General features: G+C 39.8%; 22 protein-coding genes. All 22 read left to right on the forward strand.

The genetic code is table 11. The features are described 5' to 3' along the window. Positions 1-65: 65 nt before the first annotated feature. The 22 genes from fliL (at position 66) to Q4489_RS05660 (ending at position 21,999) form a co-directional block, all read left to right on the forward strand. Positions 66-617, forward strand: coding sequence for a flagellar basal body-associated protein FliL (gene fliL, locus Q4489_RS05555; protein ID WP_303477992.1), 552 nt, complete (start codon positions 66-68; stop codon positions 615-617). A gap of 26 nt (positions 618-643) precedes the next feature. Continuing rightward, a complete protein-coding gene (gene fliM / locus Q4489_RS05560) occupies positions 644-1,711 on the forward strand; it encodes a flagellar motor switch protein FliM (protein ID WP_303477993.1) in 1,068 nt (355 codons plus the stop codon). A gap of 15 nt (positions 1,712-1,726) precedes the next feature. Further along, positions 1,727-2,137: a flagellar motor switch protein FliN gene (gene fliN, locus Q4489_RS05565; RefSeq protein WP_303477994.1), complete on the forward strand. Its 411-nt coding sequence runs from the start codon at positions 1,727-1,729 to the stop codon at positions 2,135-2,137. Next, complete coding sequence (gene fliO, locus Q4489_RS05570) at positions 2,137-2,583, forward strand: flagellar biosynthetic protein FliO (protein WP_303477996.1); 447 nt, start codon at positions 2,137-2,139, stop codon at positions 2,581-2,583. The genes fliN and fliO overlap by 1 nt, the downstream gene beginning before the upstream one ends. A gap of 70 nt (positions 2,584-2,653) precedes the next feature. Beyond that, a complete protein-coding gene (gene fliP / locus Q4489_RS05575; protein WP_303478209.1) occupies positions 2,654-3,376 on the forward strand; it encodes a flagellar type III secretion system pore protein FliP in 723 nt (240 codons plus the stop codon). Beyond that, positions 3,376-3,645: a flagellar biosynthesis protein FliQ gene (gene fliQ / locus Q4489_RS05580; protein WP_074500650.1), complete on the forward strand. Its 270-nt coding sequence runs from the start codon at positions 3,376-3,378 to the stop codon at positions 3,643-3,645. The genes fliP and fliQ overlap by 1 nt, the downstream gene beginning before the upstream one ends. A 12-nt stretch (positions 3,646-3,657) precedes the next feature. Continuing rightward, positions 3,658-4,437, forward strand: a complete 780-nt coding sequence (gene fliR, locus Q4489_RS05585; RefSeq protein ID WP_303477997.1) for a flagellar biosynthetic protein FliR — start codon at positions 3,658-3,660, stop codon at positions 4,435-4,437. A 4-nt stretch (positions 4,438-4,441) separates the two neighbouring features. After that, positions 4,442-5,572 carry a flagellar biosynthesis protein FlhB gene (flhB, locus tag Q4489_RS05590; protein ID WP_303477998.1) on the forward strand — a complete coding sequence of 377 codons (1,131 nt, stop codon included), beginning with the start codon at positions 4,442-4,444 and terminating at the stop codon, positions 5,570-5,572. 150 nt (positions 5,573-5,722) lie between these two features. Further along, entirely contained in the window at positions 5,723-7,825 is a 2,103-nt protein-coding gene (gene flhA / locus Q4489_RS05595) for a flagellar biosynthesis protein FlhA (protein WP_303478000.1), read from the forward strand. Between the two features lie 85 nt (positions 7,826-7,910). Continuing rightward, positions 7,911-9,419 carry a flagellar biosynthesis protein FlhF gene (flhF, locus tag Q4489_RS05600; RefSeq protein WP_303478002.1) on the forward strand — a complete coding sequence of 503 codons (1,509 nt, stop codon included), beginning with the start codon at positions 7,911-7,913 and terminating at the stop codon, positions 9,417-9,419. Between the two features lie 32 nt (positions 9,420-9,451). Further along, entirely contained in the window at positions 9,452-10,294 is an 843-nt protein-coding gene (locus Q4489_RS05605) for a MinD/ParA family protein (RefSeq protein ID WP_074500637.1), read from the forward strand. A 14-nt stretch (positions 10,295-10,308) separates the two neighbouring features. After that, positions 10,309-11,031 carry an RNA polymerase sigma factor FliA gene (locus Q4489_RS05610; RefSeq protein WP_303478211.1) on the forward strand — a complete coding sequence of 241 codons (723 nt, stop codon included), beginning with the start codon at positions 10,309-10,311 and terminating at the stop codon, positions 11,029-11,031. Positions 11,032-11,078: 47 nt separating this feature from the next. Then, positions 11,079-11,462, forward strand: a complete 384-nt coding sequence (gene cheY / locus Q4489_RS05615; RefSeq protein ID WP_074500631.1) for a chemotaxis response regulator CheY — start codon at positions 11,079-11,081, stop codon at positions 11,460-11,462. A gap of 27 nt (positions 11,463-11,489) precedes the next feature. Beyond that, positions 11,490-12,233 carry a protein phosphatase CheZ gene (locus Q4489_RS05620; protein WP_074500629.1) on the forward strand — a complete coding sequence of 248 codons (744 nt, stop codon included), beginning with the start codon at positions 11,490-11,492 and terminating at the stop codon, positions 12,231-12,233. 13 nt (positions 12,234-12,246) lie between these two features. Then, positions 12,247-14,346, forward strand: a complete 2,100-nt coding sequence (locus Q4489_RS05625; protein WP_303478004.1) for a chemotaxis protein CheA — start codon at positions 12,247-12,249, stop codon at positions 14,344-14,346. A gap of 32 nt (positions 14,347-14,378) precedes the next feature. Further along, positions 14,379-15,491, forward strand: coding sequence for a chemotaxis response regulator protein-glutamate methylesterase (locus tag Q4489_RS05630; RefSeq protein WP_303478006.1), 1,113 nt, complete (start codon positions 14,379-14,381; stop codon positions 15,489-15,491). A 26-nt stretch (positions 15,492-15,517) separates the two neighbouring features. Further along, positions 15,518-16,300, forward strand: a complete 783-nt coding sequence (locus Q4489_RS05635; protein WP_303478008.1) for a ParA family protein — start codon at positions 15,518-15,520, stop codon at positions 16,298-16,300. Continuing rightward, positions 16,300-17,106 (forward strand): chemotaxis protein CheW, encoded by an 807-nt coding sequence (locus tag Q4489_RS05640; protein ID WP_303478009.1) that lies wholly within the window; start codon positions 16,300-16,302, stop codon positions 17,104-17,106. Before Q4489_RS05635 ends, Q4489_RS05640 begins: the two co-directional genes overlap by 1 nt. Before the next feature lie 88 nt (positions 17,107-17,194). Then, complete coding sequence (locus Q4489_RS05645; RefSeq protein ID WP_074500625.1) at positions 17,195-17,689, forward strand: chemotaxis protein CheW; 495 nt, start codon at positions 17,195-17,197, stop codon at positions 17,687-17,689. 117 nt (positions 17,690-17,806) lie between these two features. Further along, positions 17,807-18,196, forward strand: a complete 390-nt coding sequence (locus Q4489_RS05650; RefSeq protein WP_303478010.1) for a DUF2802 domain-containing protein — start codon at positions 17,807-17,809, stop codon at positions 18,194-18,196. A 250-nt stretch (positions 18,197-18,446) separates the two neighbouring features. Next, positions 18,447-19,223 (forward strand): VacJ family lipoprotein, encoded by a 777-nt coding sequence (locus tag Q4489_RS05655; RefSeq protein WP_303478011.1) that lies wholly within the window; start codon positions 18,447-18,449, stop codon positions 19,221-19,223. A gap of 34 nt (positions 19,224-19,257) precedes the next feature. Next, on the forward strand, positions 19,258-21,999 hold the full coding sequence (locus tag Q4489_RS05660) for an SLBB domain-containing protein (protein ID WP_303478012.1): 2,742 nt from the start codon (positions 19,258-19,260) through the stop codon (positions 21,997-21,999). The last annotated feature ends 122 nt before the right edge of the window (positions 22,000-22,121 follow it).

Below are 22,121 nucleotides of genomic sequence, written 5' to 3' on the forward strand. Positions count from 1 at the left end.
TTGCGCATTCTGTAATCGAAGATATAGTTGCTGATATATATAAGTTTTATCAATAGGGGCTATTTATGGCTGAAGAAGAAAAAGCATTAGAACTTGATAGTTCTGGTAAAAAAAAGAAGTTAATCATTATTATTGCAGCCGTGGTTATATTGGCGGTAGGCGGTGGCGCCGCTTTTTTCTTTATGGGTGGCGATAGTGGCCCAACACAAGAGCAGCTAGATGCAGCATTAGATTCAGGCGTTGAAGGAGAAGCGGTTACTGACGGTAGCGCTCAACCTGTGGCAAATGCTAGTTTAGGCACCGCATTATATGTACCGATGCCAAGACCTTTTCGTTTTAATATTCCTGGTGCGAACCGTGACCGTTTTGTAGAGATAAGAGTGCAGTTATTGGTTAGAGGCTCTGATAACGAGGAAGCTGCGAAAAAACATATTCCGTTGATTGAAAGTACTTTATTAGCAGTATTTACTCAATCAAATGCTGATGATCTTGCAACCAGTGCAGGTAAAACATCATTAAAGCAGCAAGCATTATCTGAAGTACATAAAATAATGATGGACATAGAAGAGCAAAAAGTAATAGAGCAAGTATTATTTACTGGCTTTGTGATGCAATAACGACACAACTTTAAAGAGATACCACCGTGAGTGATTTACTTTCACAAGACGAAATTGATGCGTTACTTCATGGCGTAGACGACGTTGAAGAAGACGAGGTTGCTGAAGACGTTCCTGAACGAGAAGGCACCAGCGACTATGACTTCTCGTCGCAAGATCGTATTGTGCGTGGTCGTATGCCGACGCTCGAAATGGTTAATGAACGCTTTGCTCGACATATGCGGATCAGCCTATTCAATATGATGCGCCGTACGGCAGAAGTGTCTATTAATGGTATTCAAATGATCAAGTTTGGTGAGTACGTACATACCTTGTTTGTACCTACCAGCTTGAATATGGTGCGTTTTAGACCGTTAAAAGGTACTGGGCTGATCACCATGGAAGCCCGCTTAGTGTTTATTTTAGTGGATAACTTTTTTGGCGGTGATGGCCGTTACCATGCCAAAATTGAAGGCCGAGAATTTACCCCAACTGAACGTCGTATCATTCAAATGCTACTCAAGCTTATCTTTGAAGATTACAAAGAAGCGTGGTCGCCAGTGATGGATGTATCCTTTGAATATTTAGATTCTGAAGTAAACCCCTCAATGGCGAACATCGTTAGCCCCACTGAAGTGGTCGTTATTAGCTCTTTCCACATTGAACTTGATGGTGGTGGTGGTGATTTTCATGTCGCCTTGCCGTATTCAATGTTAGAACCTATTCGGGAATTGTTAGATGCTGGTGTACAAAGTGACAAAGAAGACACCGACATGCGTTGGTCAAAGGCGTTACGCGATGAAATAATGGATGTTCCGGTGGCTTTATCAACCAAGTTTTTAGAAGTTGATATTCCATTATCAAGCATTATGGAATTAGAATCTGGCGATATAATTCCGATAGAAATGCCAGAACATATAACCGTGTTGATTGAAGATTTACCTACTTTTAGAGCCAAACTAGGTAAACGCCGTGAAAACATAGCATTACAAATTCAAGAGAAAATTAAGCGTCCAGAATCTGTGAAGAATGAATTAACCATCTTAACCAAAGGTGGCAAACGTTTAGACAGTGACGCTGAATTGCACTTACTTGAAGATGATTTAGATTATTAAGAACCGAGGCTGAATATGAGTGATGAAAACGAGAACGAAAACGAAGATCTGAGCATGTGGGATGAGGCGATGGATGAACAAGCCGAAGCTGAAACTGATGAAGAAAATGCAGAAGCTGTAGAATTGGACGAACTGCAAGAAGACGCACCGATCACCGGTGAAGAAAAGCGTAAGCTCGATACAATACTAGATATTCCAGTGACAATCTCTATGGAAGTAGGTCGAAGCCAAATTAGTATTCGTAACTTATTACAACTGAACCAGGGTTCTGTTGTTGAGCTTGATCGTGTAGCCGGTGAAGCGTTAGATGTATTGGTAAATGGTACATTGATTGCACATGGTGAAGTGGTCGTAGTGAATGATAAATTCGGTATTCGTTTAACTGATGTGATCAGTCAGGTTGAACGTATTAAAAAGCTTAAATAATGCAAAAAGTATCACGATACTTTACATTACGACGTACCAGTAGTTTGCTGGTTCTGTTATTTCCTGTGATCAGCCTTGCACAGGAAAACAACGTTGAAGTGGGTAAACATGCAAACGTAAACATGGACGCTGCGAGTATGATATTAGCATTATTGTTAGTACTCGCATTAATCGTTGTCAGTGCGTTTGTCTTGAAAAAATTCACGATGATCAATAAAGTATCTTCTGGTATGAAAGTCATCGCCAGCTTACCCTTAGGAAGTAAAGAAAAGTTAATGGTGATACAAGTCGGTGATGAGCAGCTATTGTTAGGCGTGAGTCACCAGCACGTTACGTTAATTAAAACCTTGGAAACGCCACTTCCTGAAAATAGCCCAATAACAGGGTCAATGAACAACCCTTTAGCAAAGTTTATCAATCAAAAAATCAACAATAATCGAGAATAGCATGAGCAATTTAACATCGGGTAAGCACATAAATATACGCCTGTTTTGGTTCGTAATTTTGTGTATCGGCATGATGTTGAGTGGCCATGCTTTTGCAGAACAAGAGTTATCATTACCCGCCCTTAAACTGTCAACGAATCCTGACGGCAGTCAAGAATATTCAGTCACGCTGCAAATATTGATTTTTATGACTGCGCTGAGCTTTATTCCAGCAGCCGTCATCATGATGACTTCTTTTACTCGTATCGTTGTTGTCATGGCAATTCTGCGCCAAGCATTTGGATTGCAGCAAACACCATCGAACCAAGTGATTATTGGTTTAACGTTGTTTATGACCTTATTTATCATGACGCCGGTATACAACCAAATTAATGAAACAGCAATTCAACCCTATCTTGCTGAACAAAAAACCTCTGTTGAAGCGTTAGATAGCGCTAAGGTACCAATACGTGCTTTCATGCTCGAGCAAACGCGGATAAAAGATTTAGACACCCTTGCTCAAATGGCCGGTATTACTCAAGTGGATAAACCCACTGACTTGCCGATGACGGTGATTATTCCTTCATTTATTATTAGTGAGTTAAAAACAGCTTTTCAAATTGGCTTTATGCTGTTTATTCCTTTTTTGATTATCGACTTAGTGGTTGCTAGTATTTTAATGGCAATGGGTATGATGATGTTATCACCAATGATTGTATCGTTACCTTTTAAGTTGATGCTTTTTGTCCTGGTTGATGGTTGGAATTTAGTGATCGGCACAATAGCAAGTAGCTATGGAATGGGAGCCCCGTAATGAGCCCTGAAATATTTGTTGATATACTAAGAGATGCACTTTTCCTCGTTATTGTACTTGTTAGTGCTGTCATTGTGCCTAGCTTAATCGTTGGCTTAATTGTCGCCGTCTTTCAAGCGGCAACGTCTATCAATGAACAAACGTTAAGCTTCTTGCCTCGTCTAATTGTGACCCTGCTTGCATTAATTGTTGGTGGCCATTGGTTAGTGCAAAAGTTGATGGATTACACCATTAGGTTAGTAACATCTATACCGTCTGTGATCGCGTAACGGTTAGTTACCATGGAATTCTCTGAAACGGTCATTAACCAATATATGGCAGATTTTATTCTGCCATTTTCACGCGTTTCAGCGTTAATTATGTCGATGATTGCATTGGGCGCACGAGCGGTACCGATGAAAGTTAAGCTTTTCCTCTCAATAGCTATTACCTTTGCCATTATGCCTGCGATACCTCCGGTTAACATTGAATCGTTATTCTCCTTTGAAATGGTGCTATTGGTTGCACAGCAAACAATGATAGGCGCAATGATGGGCTTGGTGACAAACTTAGTGGTTAATACCTTTACCATGGCTGGCCAAATCATTGCCATGCAAACAGGTCTAGGCTTTGCCTCGTTAGTTGACCCCGCCAGTGGTATGAATGTTCCAGCCGTGGGGCAATTTTTTCTAATATTATCGACGTTATTATTTTGGGCTATGGATGGACATTTAGCTTATTTACAATTTGTAACCGCAAGCTTTTCTACTCTGCCTATTCCGCTTGAAGAGTTTTCATCCACAAAGTTTCGTGATTTAGTTGATTGGGGAGCATGGATGTTCGCTACGGCATTGTCACTTGCGATGGCCCCCTTAACGGCCATGCTATTAATAAACTTTTCTTTTGGCATTATGACCAGAGCCGCCCCACAGTTAAATATCTTTGCGATTGGTTTTCCCATCACCATGTGTTCTGGTTTATTGATCATGTGGCTAACTATGGAAAACTTCATGTTGCATTTTGAATTACAATGGCAACGAGCATTAGATTTAACCTGCCATTTAATCGACTGCGCGAGTTAACACGATGGCTGAGTCAGATTCAGGTGAAAAAACAGAAGAACCCACGGGGAAAAAGCTTTCTGACGCCAGAAAAAAAGGTCAAATTGCCCGCTCTAAAGATTTAGGCACCATGTTCGTGTTAGTTGGTAGTGCCGTTGCCTTGATGATGACAGGCAGTACTTTGGTCAGTAGCTTGTCTTCTATCATGAAACGCTTGTTCAGTTTAACTCGTGAAGAAGTGATGGACATAAATAAGCTGTTTAATATTATTAGTGATGCACTTTACTCTCTAGTGGTACCAATAGGTTGGATGTTTTTTATCATTATGATCGCTGCTTTTGTTGGCAATATTATTCTTGGTGGTTTAAATTTTTCGGTTGAAGCGATGGCGCCTAAAGCCAGTAAGCTATCTCCAATAGCAGGTTTTAAGCGCATGTTTGGGGTTAAAGCGTGGGTTGAATTGATTAAATCATTGTTAAAGTTTTTTGTGGTTTTCTTTAGTGCTTATTTATTACTTGTAACCTTATTTGATCAAATTCTGTCGTTAAGTATTGAAGCGATTCCGTTGAACTTTGCTCATGCAGTAGAGCTGTTATTGTGGATGTTTTTAGCATTGAGTTTATCTCTGATCATCATCGTAGCTGTTGATGCGCCTTATCAAAAGTGGGATCACATACGTCAATTAAAAATGACCAAACAAGAAATAAAAGATGAATTAAAAAACTCTGAAGGAAGTCCTGAAAATAAAGGGCGCATTAGACGCACTCAATATGAAATATCACAGCGAAGACAGATGGCAGAAGTGCCAGAATCCGATGTTGTGATCACTAACCCAACGCATTATTCCGTGGCGATAAAATATGATACTGAATTTGGTGGTGCGCCGCGTGTTGTTGCAAAAGGGATTGATGAAATGGCTATTCATATTCGCACCATTGCCAAAGAACATGGTGTTGAAATCTTAGCTTCCCCAGCACTTGCAAGATCACTTTATTACACCGCAGATGTCAATGAAGAGATTCCTGAAGAATTATTTGCGGCGGTTGCACAGGTACTTGCGTTTGTGTATCAACTGGCAGAGTTCAAAAAAGGTAAAGCAAACCGACCGGTACCCTTAGCAAAAAACTTACCCATCCCTGACGACTACAAGTACTAACTTTAACCTTAGTGATGCATTTTCAATCACTTATTCTCACGATAATAGCGTTTCTCATCTTTAAGTGAGCATTTTCTTAAAGTGATGGTATTACTTGGTCTAAAATTTGCAATTTCGCGATATGCGTCAAAAAACTATCGTGATGATTAAATGCAATTTGCAGCACATTTCAATCAATTAAAACAAAAGAAGTTTAATGTTTTATCAGGAGCTGGAACGCCGCTCCTCGTAATAGCGATACTGGGTATGGTGATACTTCCCATGCCTGCAATGTTACTCGATGTATTATTCTCATTTAATATTGCATTATCACTCGTGGTGCTGTTAATTACGGTATACACCCTAAAGCCTTTAGAATTTGGTTCCTTTCCGTCGGTTTTATTAATCGCCACTATCCTTAGATTAGCGCTAAACGTTGCCAGTACCCGGGTGGTATTACTAGAAGGCCATGAAGGGCCTGATGCTGCAGGTAAAGTGATTGAAGCGTTTGGCTCAGTTGTAATCGGGGGAAATTATGCGGTTGGTTTAGTGGTGTTTCTCATCTTGATCATCATAAATTTTATTGTGGTTACCAAAGGTGCAGGCAGGATATCAGAAGTAACCGCGCGTTTTACCTTAGACGCGATGCCAGGAAAGCAAATGGCGATAGACGCTGATTTGAATGCTGGCTTTATCAATGCCGACGAAGCAAGAGAACGTCGTATAGAAGTCACCAGTGAAGCGGACTTTTACGGCTCAATGGACGGTGCCAGTAAATTTGTAAAAGGTGATGCGGTTGCCGGTATACTCATTCTGTTCATCAATATTATTGGTGGTTTAGTTATAGGTATGGTGCAGCATGATCTTACCTTTGATAACGCGGTTGAAGTTTACACCTTGTTAACTATTGGTGATGGTTTAGTTGCTCAAATTCCAGGTTTATTATTATCAGTAGCAACTGCAATAGTGGTGACACGACAAAATACTAGCCAAGACATGGGCTCACAAATGAGCACACAGTTAGGCCAAGAAAAATCGCTATATATTGCAGCCTCTGTCATGTTTATTATGGGCATTGTACCAGGCATGCCACATTTTGCCTTTTTAACCTTTGCTGTACTGATAGCTGGCAGTGCTTTTTTATCGAGTAAAATGAAAAAAGCAAAAGCGGTGGATGACGCCAAAGCGCAAGAAATTGCAGAGGTAGAAACAGCGCAACATCAGCAAGAAGTGAAAGACTTAGATTGGGATGATGTCAACCACGTTGATATTGTTGGTTTAGAAATTGGTTATCGCTTGATCCCATTAGTCGATAAAAGCCAGGGTGGAGAATTGCTCAATCGAATTAAAGGGGTTAGAAAAAAGCTATCTCAAGAGTTTGGCTTTTTAGTGCCAGCAGTACATATTCGAGATAATTTAGATTTAGACCCTAACACCTATCAAATATCGTTAATGGGCGTAACAGTTGGCCAAGCAGAAATACGCCATGATCATGACTTAGCGATCAACCCAGGACAGGTCTACGGCAAACTTGATGGTGTTCACACCAAAGACCCTGCATTTGGCTTAGATGCTATCTGGATAACGCAGGCTCAACGTGAACAAGCGCAATCATTAGGTTATACCGTGGTAGACGCTGCAACGGTGCTTGCCACTCACCTTAGCCAGGTGCTGACAAATAATGCAGCACAACTTCTGGGGCATGAAGAAGTACAAAATTTACTAGATATTCTCGCTAAAAATTACCCTAAACTGGTAGAAGGCTTAATTCCTGAAGTGTTAACACTAGGTGCCGTGGTCAAGGTATTACAAAACCTAATGAACGAAGGTGTTGCAGTGCGCGATATGCGAAGCATTGTGCAAACACTGGTTGAATATGGTCCGAAAAGCCAAGACACCGATATTTTAACGGCGGCAGTTCGAATTACGTTACGCAAATTTATTATTCAAGATCTAGTTGGTTCGGCGCACGAGATACCCGTCATAACTTTGTCACCAGAGTTGGAACAAATGTTGCACCAGTCAATGCAAATGGCAGGAGACGATGGTGCAGGTATAGAGCCTGGCTTAGCAGAAAGGTTACAAGTTTCGTTAACAGAAGGTGCTCAACAGCAAGAAATGGCAGGGGATACGCCAATATTGCTGACATCAGGTATGTTACGAACCGTACTCGCTAAGTTTGTTAAATACACCATTCCAGGTTTAAGGGTGATTTCTTACCAAGAAGTACCTGATGATAAGCAAATTAAAATTGTCAGCTCAATTGGTCAGTAATAATTGTCGTTAAACACTGTGAAATGTTGATGCAGTAACTGATTTAACAAATATAACGCCGTGATGTGTTCGGTAAGGGGTCAACGTGAAAATAAGACGTTTTGTTGCAAAAGATATGAGAACTGCGCTTGAACAAATTAAGCTAGAACTTGGTGCAGAAGCTGTGATCATGTCAAATAAGAAGATTCCAGAAGGTGTCGAATTAATGGCGGCGGTAGATTATAGCCAACAAACCACACCTGCAACAGAATCACCAGAGCAAGCCTCACGAGAAATCTCCCATGATGTGGTTTCTTTAAGTCAGCAACCATTGGCAACTAACGAAGCACCTACATCGGTACAGTCAAATAGTGAAGAAGCACAACCACCAGCAGACAGTCTAGCGGCACTTTTACAGCGTCAGCAAAAAACGCCAAAAAACAAAGCAACGCCGATTCAAACATCTGCCGCACATCAACAACAACATGCGTTAGATATTGAGCAACAGCTAAAAAACTTCACTGACCGTTTAGAACAAGGGGCACATCAAGCACCAACACATCAACAACAAACCTCTGAATCGGCTCCCGAAGTATTATCAAGTGAAACATCAAACAATGTTCATCAGCATGAGCAAGTGTCGATGACAGCATCTCATCAAAATACGAAAGAAAATACGCCACAGCAAAGCCGTGAAATTGAAGCAATGCGCCGTGAAATGTCTTCTATTCGTCAACTACTTGAACATCAAATATCCGGTTTGATGTGGCAAGATATGGCACAGAAAAACCCTGCTAAAGCGCTATTAGTTGACCGCTTAATGGCCATGGGGATCACTGAAAATGTTGCTGATCAAGTGGCAAGTTATTTACCCAGTGTTGATAATGAAGACGAAGCATGGAAACAAGCTAAACAGCTGCTTGCAAGTCAATTACATACAACAAACAATGAAATTATCCACCGTGGTGGTGTGGTATCGTTAGTAGGGCCAACAGGTGTCGGGAAAACAACAACGGTTGCAAAGTTAGCAGCACGTTTTGCTCAAATTCATGGTGCCGATAAAGTCGCCATGATTTCTACAGACAGCTACCGCATTGCAGGCTTTGAACAGTTAACCACCTATGGACGTATAATTGGTTGCCAAGTTAAGCTTGCTAAAGATGGCGCTGCACTTGATACGCTGTTACAACAGTTTTCAGATAAAAAATTAGTGCTAATTGATACCGCAGGTATGGGGCAGCGTGATATGAGATTAAACGATCACCTTACTACCCTGATCGCGAATTCTCGTGTTAGAATTCGAAATTACTTAGTATTATCAGCCAATACCCAACAACGTGTCATGCAAGAAAACGTAGAACGCTTTAAAAAAGTACCGTTGGCGGGGTGTATTTATACAAAGCTAGATGAAAGTTTGAGCGTTGGTGAAATAATTGCTACATCTATACAAAATGGTCTCGCAATAGGGTATCTTACTGATGGACAAAGAGTTCCAGAAGATATTAAAGTTGCAAATGCTGAAAAGTTAGTTACGCTTGCTGATAGGCTTGCAACAAAATTGAATGGCCACAACTCGTGGCGTCCTACCTCTGCTTCAATGGCAGTGGGCATGTAAATTATTTTTGATGTTTAATTAGAGTGATGTAAATGATTGATCAGGCAAGTGGCTTAAGAAAAATGCAACAGCAAAATCAAATTAAAGTCATAGCAGTTTCTGGGGGTAAAGGGGGAGTGGGTAAAACCAATGTCTCTCTTAATACGTCTATTGCCTTAGCTCAACTTGGGAAAAGAGTACTTGTACTTGATGCTGACTTAGGCTTAGCCAATGTTGATGTAATGCTTGGTTTACGTGTAAAACGTAATTTATCACATGTCATGTCAGGCGAGTGTGAACTCGACGATATTATTATTGAAGGCCCAGCAGGCATTAAAATTATTCCAGCGACTTCCGGTACGCAGTCAATGGTTGATCTTACACCCTCTGAACATGCTGGATTAATTCGTGCTTTTAGCGATATGCAAACGCAATTTGATGTACTTATTGTTGATACCGCAGCAGGTATTTCAGATATGGTATTAAGCTTCGCTCGCGCGGCTCAAGACGTATTATTGGTTGTTTGTGATGAACCAACCTCAATCACCGATTGTTACGCATTAATGAAATTACTTAGCCGTGATCATGAAGTGTTTAAATTTAAAGTCGTTGCAAATATGGTAAGAAGTCCGAAAGAAGGACAGCAATTATTTGGCAAGCTTTCTAAAGTATCTGAACGATTCCTCGATGTTGCGCTAGAATTAGTGGGTGTCATTCCTTTTGATGAAAACATTCGTAACGCAGTAAGGAAGCAACAAGCTATTGTAGAAGCTTTTCCTGACTCGCCAGCAGCCAGGGCATTTAGAGCGCTAGCTCAAAAAATAACCAAGTGGCCAGTGCCAAACCATGCTTCAGGACACTTAGAGTTTTTTATAGAACAATTAATTGAAAACTAATTCGAAGGTAAGCAATTTTGGGTAAAGCCAGTGCATACGGTTCGCAAATTGATAAAACGGCATTGCTTGAGCAGCATAGCAGTCTAGTAAAGCGTATCGCTTATCATCTACTCGCTCGCCTGCCTGCTAGTGTGATTGTTGATGATCTTATTCAATCGGGCATGATTGGTTTATTGGAAGCGGCAAATAACTTTGATAATACCAAAGGTGCTAGCTTTGAAACTTTCGCGGGTATACGTATTCGTGGCGCAATGCTAGACGAGATACGTCGTGGTGACTGGACTCCCCGATCAGTACATAAAAACAGCAGAATGGTCAGCGAAGCCATAAAAACCTTAGAAGCAGAACTAGGCAGAGATGTTTCTGATATTGAAGTAGCTGAAAAACTTGATATTTCGTTGAATGAGTACCATCATATTCTTAACGAAGTAAATGGCGGCAAAATCATAGGTATTGAAGATTTAGGTGTCAATGAAGATTCTGTTTCAAGCTTCGAAGATAAAAACAATACTGATCCATATCAAAATATAGAACATGTAGTGTTTAAAAAGTCATTGGCAGAGTGCATTACTACTTTACCAGAGCGAGAAGCTTTAGTACTGTCTCTGTATTACGACGAAGAATTGAATTTACGCGAAATTGGTCAAGTGCTCGATGTTAGTGAGTCGAGAGTTAGCCAGATTCATAGCCAAGCATTACATCGATTAAAAGCCCGTATGCAATCTTGGCAAAGTTAAGTACAATATATTTATAAGCATTTAGAATTAAGTCCCTGGAGGGTGCCTTGGATAAAAATATGAAAGTACTTGTTGTTGACGACTTTTCAACAATGAGACGTATCGTAAAAAACTTACTACGTGATTTAGGGTTCACTAATATTCAAGAAGCAGACGACGGCAGTACAGCTTTACCTATGCTTAAAGAAGGTGATTTTGATTTTGTCGTTACTGATTGGAATATGCCAGGGATGCAAGGTATCGATTTACTCAAAGCGATACGAGCAGATGCAAGTTTATCGCATATACCTGTTTTAATGGTAACAGCTGAAGCTAAGAAAGAACAAATCGTGATGGCTGCGCAAGCGGGTGTTAACGGTTATATTGTGAAGCCTTTTACTGCAGCAACGTTAAAAACTAAGCTTGATAAAATTTTTGAGCGTTTAGGATAATAACGAGTTGCCACGTAAGGACGTTGCATGAGTATAAATAACGGTGTCCATGTTTCATTGGAACAGGCAAAAATGTTGGTTGAATATTTAGAAACCGATCAACAAGATAAAGCAGATGAATTAATTGCCGAAATTCAAAACCCGATTAATTCCGAGTTATTTGCTGAAATTGGTAAATTAACTCGTCAACTTCATGACTCATTGATGAATTTTCAGCTAGATTCGCGATTGAACGATTTAGCTACAGCAGATATTCCTGATGCAAAAGAACGATTAAATTATGTGATCAGTCGTACAGAAGATGCTGCCAACAAAACGATGGATGCGGTTGAATCTATCTTCCCTGTTGTTAATACCATTCAACACCAAATTAGCACAGTTAAACCGCTGTGGAATAAACTGATGCATAATAATTTAGATGTCGGTGAGTTTAAATCTTTATGTCATGATATTGACGTATTACTGAAAACCTCAGAACGTGAAACTGAGCGTATGCATGGTTTAATGACTGATGTATTAATGGCGCAAGATTTCCAAGATTTAACCGGACAAGTTATTCGAAAAGTGATTGATCTGGTTAGAGAAGTAGAAGATAGCTTAATTAATATGTTGACGGCTTTTGGTGTCACAAGTGAAAGTATGCAGGGTACGGGTAAGCCATCGGTTGGTGAAAACCTCGTTGAAGGCCCAATTGTTAATAAAGATAATCGAGATGACGTAGTTGCTGATCAAGACGATGTTGATGATCTTTTATCAAGTTTAGGATTCTAATAGGAGTTGCTGGATGTCATACGAAGCAGATGAAGAAATTCTTCAAGATTTTCTAATCGAAGCAGGTGAAATACTTGAAAGCTTATCTGAGCAACTTGTTGAACTCGAAAATGATCCAGATAATGCTGATCTCTTAAACGCTATTTTTCGCGGTTTTCATACGGTCAAAGGCGGTGCAGGTTTCTTATCGTTAACTGAACTTGTTGATGTTTGTCATGGCGCTGAGAATATCTTTGATATTTTACGTAATGGTCAACGTAGTGTAACACCTGAACTTATGGATGTTATTCTGCAAGGGTTAGATACGATTAATGATATGTTTGCCTTGGTGCAAGCTCGTGAAGAACTGATTCCTGCCGATCCAGCATTATTAGCAGAATTACACCGCCTAAGTTCTCCAGAAGGCGCAGAACCAGTTGTCGCAACACCTGAAATGCCGACACAAGTCGTATCAACAGACACACCAAGCAATGATGCATCGTCAGATGAAATGTCTGAAGATGAGTTCGAACGCTTATTAGATGAATTACATGGTGGTGGCTCACCTAGTTCGCCGCCAGCACAAAGTACTGCCACTGCAGCTAGCTCAGAAAATTCCAGCAATGACATCACTGACGATGAATTTGAGAATCTACTAGATGAACTTCATGGTCAAGGTGCTTTTGCACCCACTGTTGGCGTAAAACCTGAAGCTACAAACAATGATGAAATCAACGATGATGATTTTGAAAGTCTTCTTGATGAATTGCATGGTAAAGGTAAAGCGCCTCAAACAAGCAGCAACCAAACACCAGAAGCGGTTGCCCAACCTAAGCCTGTTCAAGCAACAGCACCAAAGCCAGCTGAACAACCAACTGCAGCGGCTAAGCCAGTTGCCAAAGCACCAGCGAAAAAACCTGCGGATAAACAAAATGCCCCGCAAGGTGAAACAACCGTTCGTGTTGATACCCAGCGTCTTGATCAAATTATGAACATGGTTGGTGAATTAGTATTAGTGCGTAATAGGCTGACAAGTTTAGGCATGACCAAAGAAGACGAAGATCTTACCAAAGCCGTATCTAATTTAGATGCGGTAACAACTGACTTACAAGGTGCGGTGATGAAAACTCGCATGCAGCCTATTAAGAAAGTTTTTGGGCGTTTCCCACGTGTAGTACGAGATCTTGCCAGAAGTTTAAATAAAGAAATTAAGTTAATATTAGAAGGTGAAGAAACTGATCTCGATAAGAACCTTGTCGAGGCACTTGCTGATCCTTTGGTGCATTTGGTGCGTAATTCGGTTGATCATGGCATTGAAACACCAAGTGCTCGAGAAGAAAACGGTAAACCGCGTGAAGGTACGGTTATTTTATCAGCTTCACAAGAAGGTGATCATATCCTACTGACCATTAGAGATGATGGTGCAGGGATGAACGCTGAAAAACTAAAAGAAATTGCCATTGAGCGCGGTGTATTAGATGCTGATGCAGCAGCAAGAATGTCTGACTCTGACGCTTTTAATCTTATTTTTGCCCCAGGTTTTTCAACAAAAACTGAGATTTCGGAAGTGTCGGGCCGTGGTGTTGGAATGGACGTTGTTAAAACGAAAATTACCCAATTGAACGGTACGGTAAATATAGATTCTGAATTAGGTGTTGGTACGGTACTTGAGATTAAAGTCCCACTTACTTTAGCTATTTTACCTACATTAATGGTGGTCGTTGGTGAACAAACTTTCGCGTTACCACTTGCCGCAGTTAATGAAATTTTCCATTTAGACTTAACGAATACCAATGTAGTTGATAGCCAACTAACAATCATTGTACGAGAAAAAGCGATCCCGTTATTTTATCTTGATCAATGGTTAGTGAGAGACTTCAAAGAAAAACCGAGAGATAAAGGGCATGTTGTCATTGTTCAATTAGGTGCTCAACAAATTGGCTTTGTGGTAGACAGTTTGATCGGGCAGGAAGAAGTCGTGATTAAACCGCTTGATCGTTTATTACATGGCACCCCTGGTATGGCAGGCGCAACAATAACAAGTGACGGTGGTATAGCATTAATTATTGATGTACCAAGCATGTTAAAATTTTATGCGAAAAAATCCGCGGTAAATAAAAAATTGCGTTCATAATTAACGATAACAATACGCAAAAGAGATATTAAATGGCCTATAAAGTTCTGGTTGTTGATGATTCGAGTTTTTTTAGACGTCGAGTCACTGACATTATTAATAGTGATGAGAACTTAACGGTTATAGACGTTGCTGTTAATGGCATTGAGGCAGTAGAAAAAGCAAAGTCTTTAAAGCCTGATGTAATAACTATGGACATAGAAATGCCATTACTTAACGGTATTGAAGCTGTTAAGCAAATAATGGCTAATTCCCCAATCCCTATTTTAATGTTCTCATCTTTAACCCATCAAGGCGCTAAGGCGACGCTTGATGCACTTGATGCAGGTGCGCTCGACTTTCTGCCGAAAAAATTCAATGAAATTGCGAATGCAAATAGTGACGCTGGCAGTATATTACGTAGCCGAGTATTAGAAATTGCTCGCAAAAGGCTGAGTGCTCGACGAGTAGGTACTAGGCCATTAACGAGAACCCCCCTTACTAAACCAAGTACCACATCTGCTAGTAATAGTGCGGGAAATACACTAGTTAAACGGCCTGTTGCTAATATTCGCCCATCGGGAAAATCATATAAACTCTTAGCAATCGGTACCTCAACTGGCGGGCCGGTTGCTTTACAAAAAATATTGACTCAACTCCCGCAAAATTTTCCTTTGCCAATTATAATGGTACAACATATGCCAGCTGCCTTTACTAAAGCTTTTGCTATGCGTTTAGACAGCTTATGCAAAATAAGTGTCCGTGAAGCAGAAAACGGGGATGTGTTAAAACCAGGCGTAGCTTACCTAGCACCAGGCGGCACTCAGATGCTGATTGAAGGTAAAGAAAACCATGCTAAGCTAAAAGTAGTGGTTGATGATACTGATAGAATTGCTTTTAAGCCTAGTGTTGATGTGAGTTTTGGTTCAGCAGCTAAAGTTTTTTCTGGCTCTGTACTCGGAATTATTCTTACGGGTATGGGTTCTGATGGCAGAGAAGGTTCACGAATGCTTAAAGCAAAGGGAGCGACTATCTGGGCACAAGACGAAGAAAGCTGTGTTGTTTATGGCATGCCCCAAGCCGTTGCTAAAGCGGGTATATCAACAGCAGATTTACCTTTACTTGAATTTCCTAACGCTATTTTGAAAGAAATACAGTACGGATAGCACCGTAGTGCTATATAGGTGATAACTTGTTAGTTTGGACAGTTGCAAATCAAAAGGGTGGTGTGGGTAAAACAACCACAACAATTTCGATTGGCGGTTTATTAGCCGAGCAAGGTAAACGCGTTTTACTTGTTGATACTGATCCTCACGCATCATTAAGCTATTACTTTGGTATAGAGTCTGAAGATCTTGAATTAAGCGTTTATGACCTGTTTACGCAAGTGTCTACCAAAGAACAGATCATGCAAAGCCTGTGTCCTACACAATATAAAAATATTGATATATTACCCGCCACCATGGGTTTAGCTACGTTAGATAGAGCATTAGGTGCAAAAGGCGGTATGGGCTTAGTACTCAAAAAAGCCATTGCGCAACTTCATGGTGAGTATGATGTAGTCTTGATGGATTGCCCACCAGTATTAGGGGTTTTAATGGTGAATGCACTTGCCGCTGCAGATCGTATTATTGTGCCAGTACAAACTGAATTTTTAGCGTTGAAAGGGTTAGATCGAATGATGAAAACGCTTGATATTATGCAAGGTGAGCAACAAGATCCTTTTACCTATACAATAGTGCCAACCATGTTTGATAAACGAACCAAAGCATCACTTTTAGCATACCGAAAGCTTCAAGAAGTCTATGGTAACACCGTTTGGCAAGGAGTTATCCCGATAGATACAAACTTTAGAAATGCCAGCTTAGCACAAAAAATACCTTCTGATTTTCAAGCTTCAACGCGAGGGGTTACAGCCTATAAAAACTTGTTAGATTATCTTTTATCTCTTGAAAGTATTCAGGAGCGTCATTAATGGCTGCAAAAGGTAAAGGCTCGTTAAGTGCAAGCAAAGGTTTAATGAAAAATTATCTGTCTGAATTATTAACAGAAGATCCCGTTGAGCCTATTCTAGAACAGAAAAAACAGTTAGATCAGTTATTACAGCAAGCAAGTGTGACGCACAATGTTGATGAAAAACAACTTGATGTTATCACTTCTGCAAAGTCGTTAAATAAACCCCCTGAGATAACAGCTAAAGCTGAAATAAAAGCCAAAGAGAAAACGGCTGAACCACAAATAAAAGTACCAGCGACTACAGAAGAACCTGAAGCAATTACCACACGTAAGAGTAAAGCTGAATTTACCGTTAAACCTGAAAAAAACTATCGTAAAGGAGCTTTTCAGGCAATGTTTTTCGATGTGGCAGGGCTTATTGTTGCGGTACCTCTTATTGAATTAGGCGGTATTCATAACGTAGATAAAACCAATAGTTTAATGGGTAAACCCGCTTGGTTTAAAGGTGTTATGCTACACAGAGACGAAAAAATTAATGTTGTTGATACCGCACAATGGATAATGCCGGAAAAATGTAATGAGACACTAATTAATTCATTGAACTATCAGTATGTTATAATGTTAAATAACAGTCAGTGGGGCTTGTTGGCTGAGAATCTAATTGATACGGTAACCTTAGAACAAGACGACGTAAAATGGTTAACAGATTCAACGAAGCGTCCATGGTTAGCGGGCTTAATAAAAGAACGTATGTGTGCATTAATTGATGTAGACGCATTAATCAAGATGTTAAGTGATGGTGCTAATATTCATCAAAATACTTGAACACGTAAGAATTAATTTGATGTATTAACAAGGTAAATCTATCTTTATAATAGGTTTTTGAAGAATTAACGCGAAAGAGGCGAGCGGTATGTCTGATGAAAGACGCAGTGCAAGTGATAACGTAGACACTAATGATGAAGTACTTCAGTGGGTAACGTTTAAGCTAGATAGCGAAACTTACGGCATTAATGTAATGCAAGTTCAAGAAGTGTTACGTTATAGTGAAATAGCACCAGTACCTGGCGCACCGGTTTATGTGCTGGGCATTATCAATTTACGTGGTAACGTTGTTACTGTCATTGATACCCGTTCACGATTCGGTTTGCCATCATCCGAAGTCACGGATAATACAAGAATTGTCATCATTGAATCTGAAAAGCAAGTGATAGGAATTTTAGTCGATAGCGTTGCTGAAGTGGTTTATTTAAAAGCGTCTGAAATTGATATTGCCCCAAATGTTGGTAACGAAGAAAGTGCTAAATTTATTCAAGGTGTATCAAACCGAGACGGTGAATTACTTATTTTAGTTGATTTAAATAAGTTACTAACTGACGACGAGTGGGATGAATTGAAGCAATTCTAAGTAGTTGCCACTGAGGTGGCAAATACCATAAACATTATGAATGAGCTACTCAACTATATTGAATATGCAGTTATTGCGTGCTTGCTGCTACTGATCATTATTTGTTTTGTTAAAATAATGAATCTTTCAAGAAAAACAGCGTACTTAACCACTCAACTTTCCGGTTTGGAAATTCTTGTTACAGATTTACAACAAGAGTTGATGAACACTTCGAAGACCGTTAACGATAAATTATCTATAGCAGCTGATTGGCAAGTAGAACAAGAACAAGTTAGTGGTCAATTAACTCACCGAACAAATGCATTGAAAGATTCAATCGCTACATTACAAGCAGAATTAGCTGAATTTGTGCAACAACAACCTGAAGACAAATTATATTCACGCGCGCAAAAAATGGTCAAATTAGGCGCTGATGTTGATGAACTGATGACAGAATGCCAATTGCCTAGAATAGAAGCTGAAATGTTAATTGCTATGCATAAGAAAAATAATAAACCTACAAGCTAATTGTGGAACGTGTGGTGCTTTCAGATAATATTGTTGTCTAGATTCAAAAGTTCACCAAAAATCAAGGCACCTTTTCCACGCTGTACAAAGAAATTAGCGCTATCAACGACGAGTTGATTTTATTAAATCTTACATTTTTTATAAACTTTTCTACTTAATTTCACGTGTTAAATGCTATATCGCGGCGTTAGCTCGTGCTAAACTTTGCTCGGAATTTTTTAAGCTTAGATTTTCTTAAGGAAAGAGTACGTTGTCACGGTCATTTATTCACCTAAAAAGTTTATGTATTGCATTTGCCACCTTGTGGTTGGTAGGTTGCTCTTCTACACCAACGCATCATGAAGGCGCTGGTGATCCTAAAGACCCTTTTGAAACCATTAACCGCCCAATTTGGACGTTTAATTGGGAATACGCTGATAAGTATGTGTTAAAACCAGCCTCTGAAGCCTATGTAAATAATGTAGACCAAGACTTTCGCTCTGGTGTTTACAATATGGCATTGAACTTAAATGAACCTTCTGCGGTGATAAACAACCTATTACAGGGTAAATTTAGCGATGCAGCTAAAAGTACAGGGCGCTTTCTATTAAATTCAACCATCGGCTTATTAGGTTTTTTTGATCCAGCAAGCGACTTTGGCTGGGGAAGAAAACATGAAGAATTTGGTGAGGTACTAGGCAGTTATGGCGTTGGCGACGGCCCGTACTTAATGTTGCCAGCGATGGGGCCGACTTCTGTTCGCGATGAAGTAGGCGACTATGTTGATCGTTACTACTGGCCAATGGCGGTGATTGACTTTTGGCCAAACCTAGTCAGAGTTGGTATTATCGCGTTAGAACAACGTGCGCAGTTAAAAGATCAAGAACAAATGTTAGAAAATTCGACAGACACCTACCAGTTTGTTAAAAATGCGTACTTTCAAAATATGAAGTTTAAAGTTTATGATGGTAATCCTCCTATTGAAGAGAGTGAAGACGATGCAGACTTTGAAGCGTTTATGGACGAACTCGACGGCAGCGAAGAGTAAGTAATAATAATTTGGGTTTAACTTGGTTTTATCAATGAAAAAAATTATCACAGTATTTTTGTTTATATATTTATCTATAGGCAATGCTATAGCGGCACAAATACCTTCGAATATTTCTCCACAGCAGCTCGAACAATTTAAACGGTTGCCACCGGCGCAGCAAAAATCATTAGCGCAAAGCATGGGAATTGATTACAACGCGCTACGAGCTCAGCTTTCTGGTAACAGCAACAAAAAAACAGAGCAAAAAGAAGAAGCGTTGCCGCAACTTTTTCCTCGAGGTACTAAATACGATGAATTTGGTAACCCAATTTTTGATCAAGAAGCCGAACTAGAAAAAGAAGATGACGGTAAACCAAAGCCATTTGGTTATGATGTGTTTGCCAATGAACCTTTTACTTTTGCTCCATCTATGGATATTGCTATTCCAGAAAACTATTTAGTTGGTCCGGGTGATACGCTAAAAATTCAAATGTTTGGCAAAGAAAGTAATGATTATGAAATAGATGTTTCACGAGAAGGTGATGTTGTTGTTCCACAACTCGGAGCATTTAATGTTACCGGCATGACTTTTCTTGAGGCTAAGCAATATTTAGCCAGTGAAATCAAAAACAAAGTATTAGGCGTTAACGTAATTGTTACTTTGGATGGCCTACGCTCAATCCGTGTGTTTGTGCTAGGTGATGCCTATAGACCAGGTCAATACGTGTTAAACTCGTTATCCAGCGCTACACACGCTATTATCGCAGCAGGTGGTATTAGTGAGGTAGGCTCGTTGCGTGACATACAAATTAAACGCGGTGGAAAACTCGTCGCAAACCTAGATTTATATGATTTACTTATCAAAGGCGATTCTAGTCACGATATTCTTTTAAAATCTGGAGACGTAGTTTTTATATCCTCTGTTGGAGATAGAGTCACTGTCGATGGTGAAGTTAAAAGACCTGCAATTTACGAAGTAAAAGAAGGTGAAAACTTCCAAGATGTTATTAAAATGGCTGGTGGCATGTTGCCTTCTGCATATCCATCGTCGACCATTGTTGAAGGATTTAATGATAATAACCTTAGAACAGTCAAAACGGTTGATTTCAAATCATCTAAAGCTTTATCTGAGAACGCTAAAGACGGTGATGTTATCAAGGTGATGAAAACATCTGAGCAATACGAAAACTCTGTTACCTTTATTGGTGCAGTTACTCGTCCAGGTAAATATCAATGGTACGAAGGGCAACGCATAGCTGATTTAATTCCGAACATTCATGCTTATGTTGCCAGTGATGCCGACTTAACTTATGGTTTAGTGATCCGCGAAAAAGACATTGGTCGTAATATTGACACTCTACAGTTTAATTTATTTAACGCAGTTAGCGACAAAAACTCAGAAGACAACCTAGCACTTCAAGCGCGTGATAGAGTATTAATATTTTCGAATCAAGAAGTTATATCAACTGAAATCGATAGCTTAGAAAGTTTAGCCTTTACTAAAGATGAGTTGCTTACCTTAGAAAAAGAAAATGCAGAAAAAAGGCATGAAGATAAACTGTTCTGGCAATACTATGAAGATGAAAATTCACAGAACTCATTGAATTTAACGGAAGAAGTCAACAAAGCGGAAGAAACACTCAAACAAACCTATAAATCAATCGAAGAATTAACCGGCGCTGAAGAAAAGGAGCCGGAACTACGAGAGCTTAACTTTTTCTCACGTAAGCGTTTGTTAGCACCTGTTATTGAACAACTAAAACGTCAAGCGGCCTCTGGTGAACCGTTACAACTCGTTGAAGTGGATGGCGCGGTAAAGTTTCCGGGGGTTTATCCATTAGCAAAAAATGGTCGAGTTGATGACTTAGTTAGAGCAGCTGGTGGACTTCAAGAGTCGGCATATTTGGCAAATGCTGAGATGACCAGAAATGATATTGTAGAAGGTTTAGCGGTAAAACAAGCGTTTAAAATTGACCTTGCAAGTGCACTTGCAGGGGAAAGCAGTCAAAATAAACAACTACAAAGCAAAGATAGATTGAATATTCATCACATACCTGCTTGGCAAGAAAACCACACTGTTGAGCTAAAAGGTGAATTTATGTTCCCTGGTAAATACACCATTCGCAGGGGAGAAACACTAGGGCAATTAATAAAACGCGTAGGTGGTTTTACTGATTTTGCCTATCTTGAAGGCTCATTATTTACGCGAGAAACCATCAAAGAGTTAGAGCTGAAAAACCTTGTTAAGGTGTCAGAAAGCTTGCGTATGGAGATTGCCTCTAAAAATCTATCAGATAGAGACGGCAATAGCTCGTTTGACTACGAACAAACGAGCCAATTACTTGCTGACTTAACCAGCGTTAAACCAATAGGTAGGCTAGTAGTTGATATTCCGTTAATTGTCGCCAATGAACAAACAGATGTCATACTTGAAGACGGTGATATGTTGTATATTCCTACCAAACAAAATTCTGTGAATGTGGTAGGACAAGTACAAGTGACCTCATCACATATTTATCAAACACATTTAGATGCATTTGACTATATAGGTTTAAGTGGTGGAATGAAAAAGCAAGCGGATGATGAACGTGTTTATGTCATCAAAGCGAATGGCCAAGTGCATATTCCAAATGATGGCAGCTGGTTCGCTTCCAGTTCACAAGGATTAAAGCCGGGTGATACCGTTGTTGTACCGTTAGACTCTTATTATATGGAAGATTTAACCTTGTGGCAGGCAGCCACACAGATAATTTATCAAGCAGCGGTTGCAGTTGCGGCAATTTCTAACCTTTAACGTTGGTTTCATAGCGAGTTAATGGGTAAAGTATTAACTCGCTAGCGCTATATTTTATGAAGACCTTACATTGTTTGTAAAATATTTACTGTTTACCCTAGATTCTAGCTGGCATGCCTACT

Origin of the sequence: Thalassotalea sp. 1_MG-2023 (genome assembly GCF_030546745.1) — a bacterium.
Taxonomy (GTDB): domain Bacteria; phylum Pseudomonadota; class Gammaproteobacteria; order Enterobacterales; family Alteromonadaceae; genus Thalassotalea_C.

Excerpts from the sequence above, each read along its gene's own strand:
- fliL (WP_303477992.1), top strand. The coding sequence starts at position 66 with ATGGCTGAAGAAGAAAAAGCATTAGAACTTGATAGTTCTGGTAAAAAA.
- fliN (WP_303477994.1), top strand. The coding sequence starts at position 1,727 with ATGAGTGATGAAAACGAGAACGAAAACGAAGATCTGAGCATGTGGGAT.
- fliO (WP_303477996.1), top strand. The coding sequence starts at position 2,137 with ATGCAAAAAGTATCACGATACTTTACATTACGACGTACCAGTAGTTTG.
- fliP (WP_303478209.1), top strand. The coding sequence starts at position 2,654 with ATGATGTTGAGTGGCCATGCTTTTGCAGAACAAGAGTTATCATTACCC.
- fliQ (WP_074500650.1), top strand. The coding sequence starts at position 3,376 with ATGAGCCCTGAAATATTTGTTGATATACTAAGAGATGCACTTTTCCTC.
- fliR (WP_303477997.1), top strand. The coding sequence starts at position 3,658 with ATGGAATTCTCTGAAACGGTCATTAACCAATATATGGCAGATTTTATT.
- flhB (WP_303477998.1), top strand. The coding sequence starts at position 4,442 with ATGGCTGAGTCAGATTCAGGTGAAAAAACAGAAGAACCCACGGGGAAA.
- flhA (WP_303478000.1), top strand. The coding sequence starts at position 5,723 with ATGCAATTTGCAGCACATTTCAATCAATTAAAACAAAAGAAGTTTAAT.
- Q4489_RS05605 (WP_074500637.1), top strand. The coding sequence starts at position 9,452 with ATGATTGATCAGGCAAGTGGCTTAAGAAAAATGCAACAGCAAAATCAA.
- Q4489_RS05620 (WP_074500629.1), top strand. The coding sequence starts at position 11,490 with ATGAGTATAAATAACGGTGTCCATGTTTCATTGGAACAGGCAAAAATG.
- Q4489_RS05625 (WP_303478004.1), top strand. The coding sequence starts at position 12,247 with ATGTCATACGAAGCAGATGAAGAAATTCTTCAAGATTTTCTAATCGAA.
- Q4489_RS05630 (WP_303478006.1), top strand. The coding sequence starts at position 14,379 with ATGGCCTATAAAGTTCTGGTTGTTGATGATTCGAGTTTTTTTAGACGT.
- Q4489_RS05640 (WP_303478009.1), top strand. The coding sequence starts at position 16,300 with ATGGCTGCAAAAGGTAAAGGCTCGTTAAGTGCAAGCAAAGGTTTAATG.
- Q4489_RS05645 (WP_074500625.1), top strand. The coding sequence starts at position 17,195 with ATGTCTGATGAAAGACGCAGTGCAAGTGATAACGTAGACACTAATGAT.
- Q4489_RS05650 (WP_303478010.1), top strand. The coding sequence starts at position 17,807 with ATGAATCTTTCAAGAAAAACAGCGTACTTAACCACTCAACTTTCCGGT.
- Q4489_RS05660 (WP_303478012.1), top strand. The coding sequence starts at position 19,258 with ATGAAAAAAATTATCACAGTATTTTTGTTTATATATTTATCTATAGGC.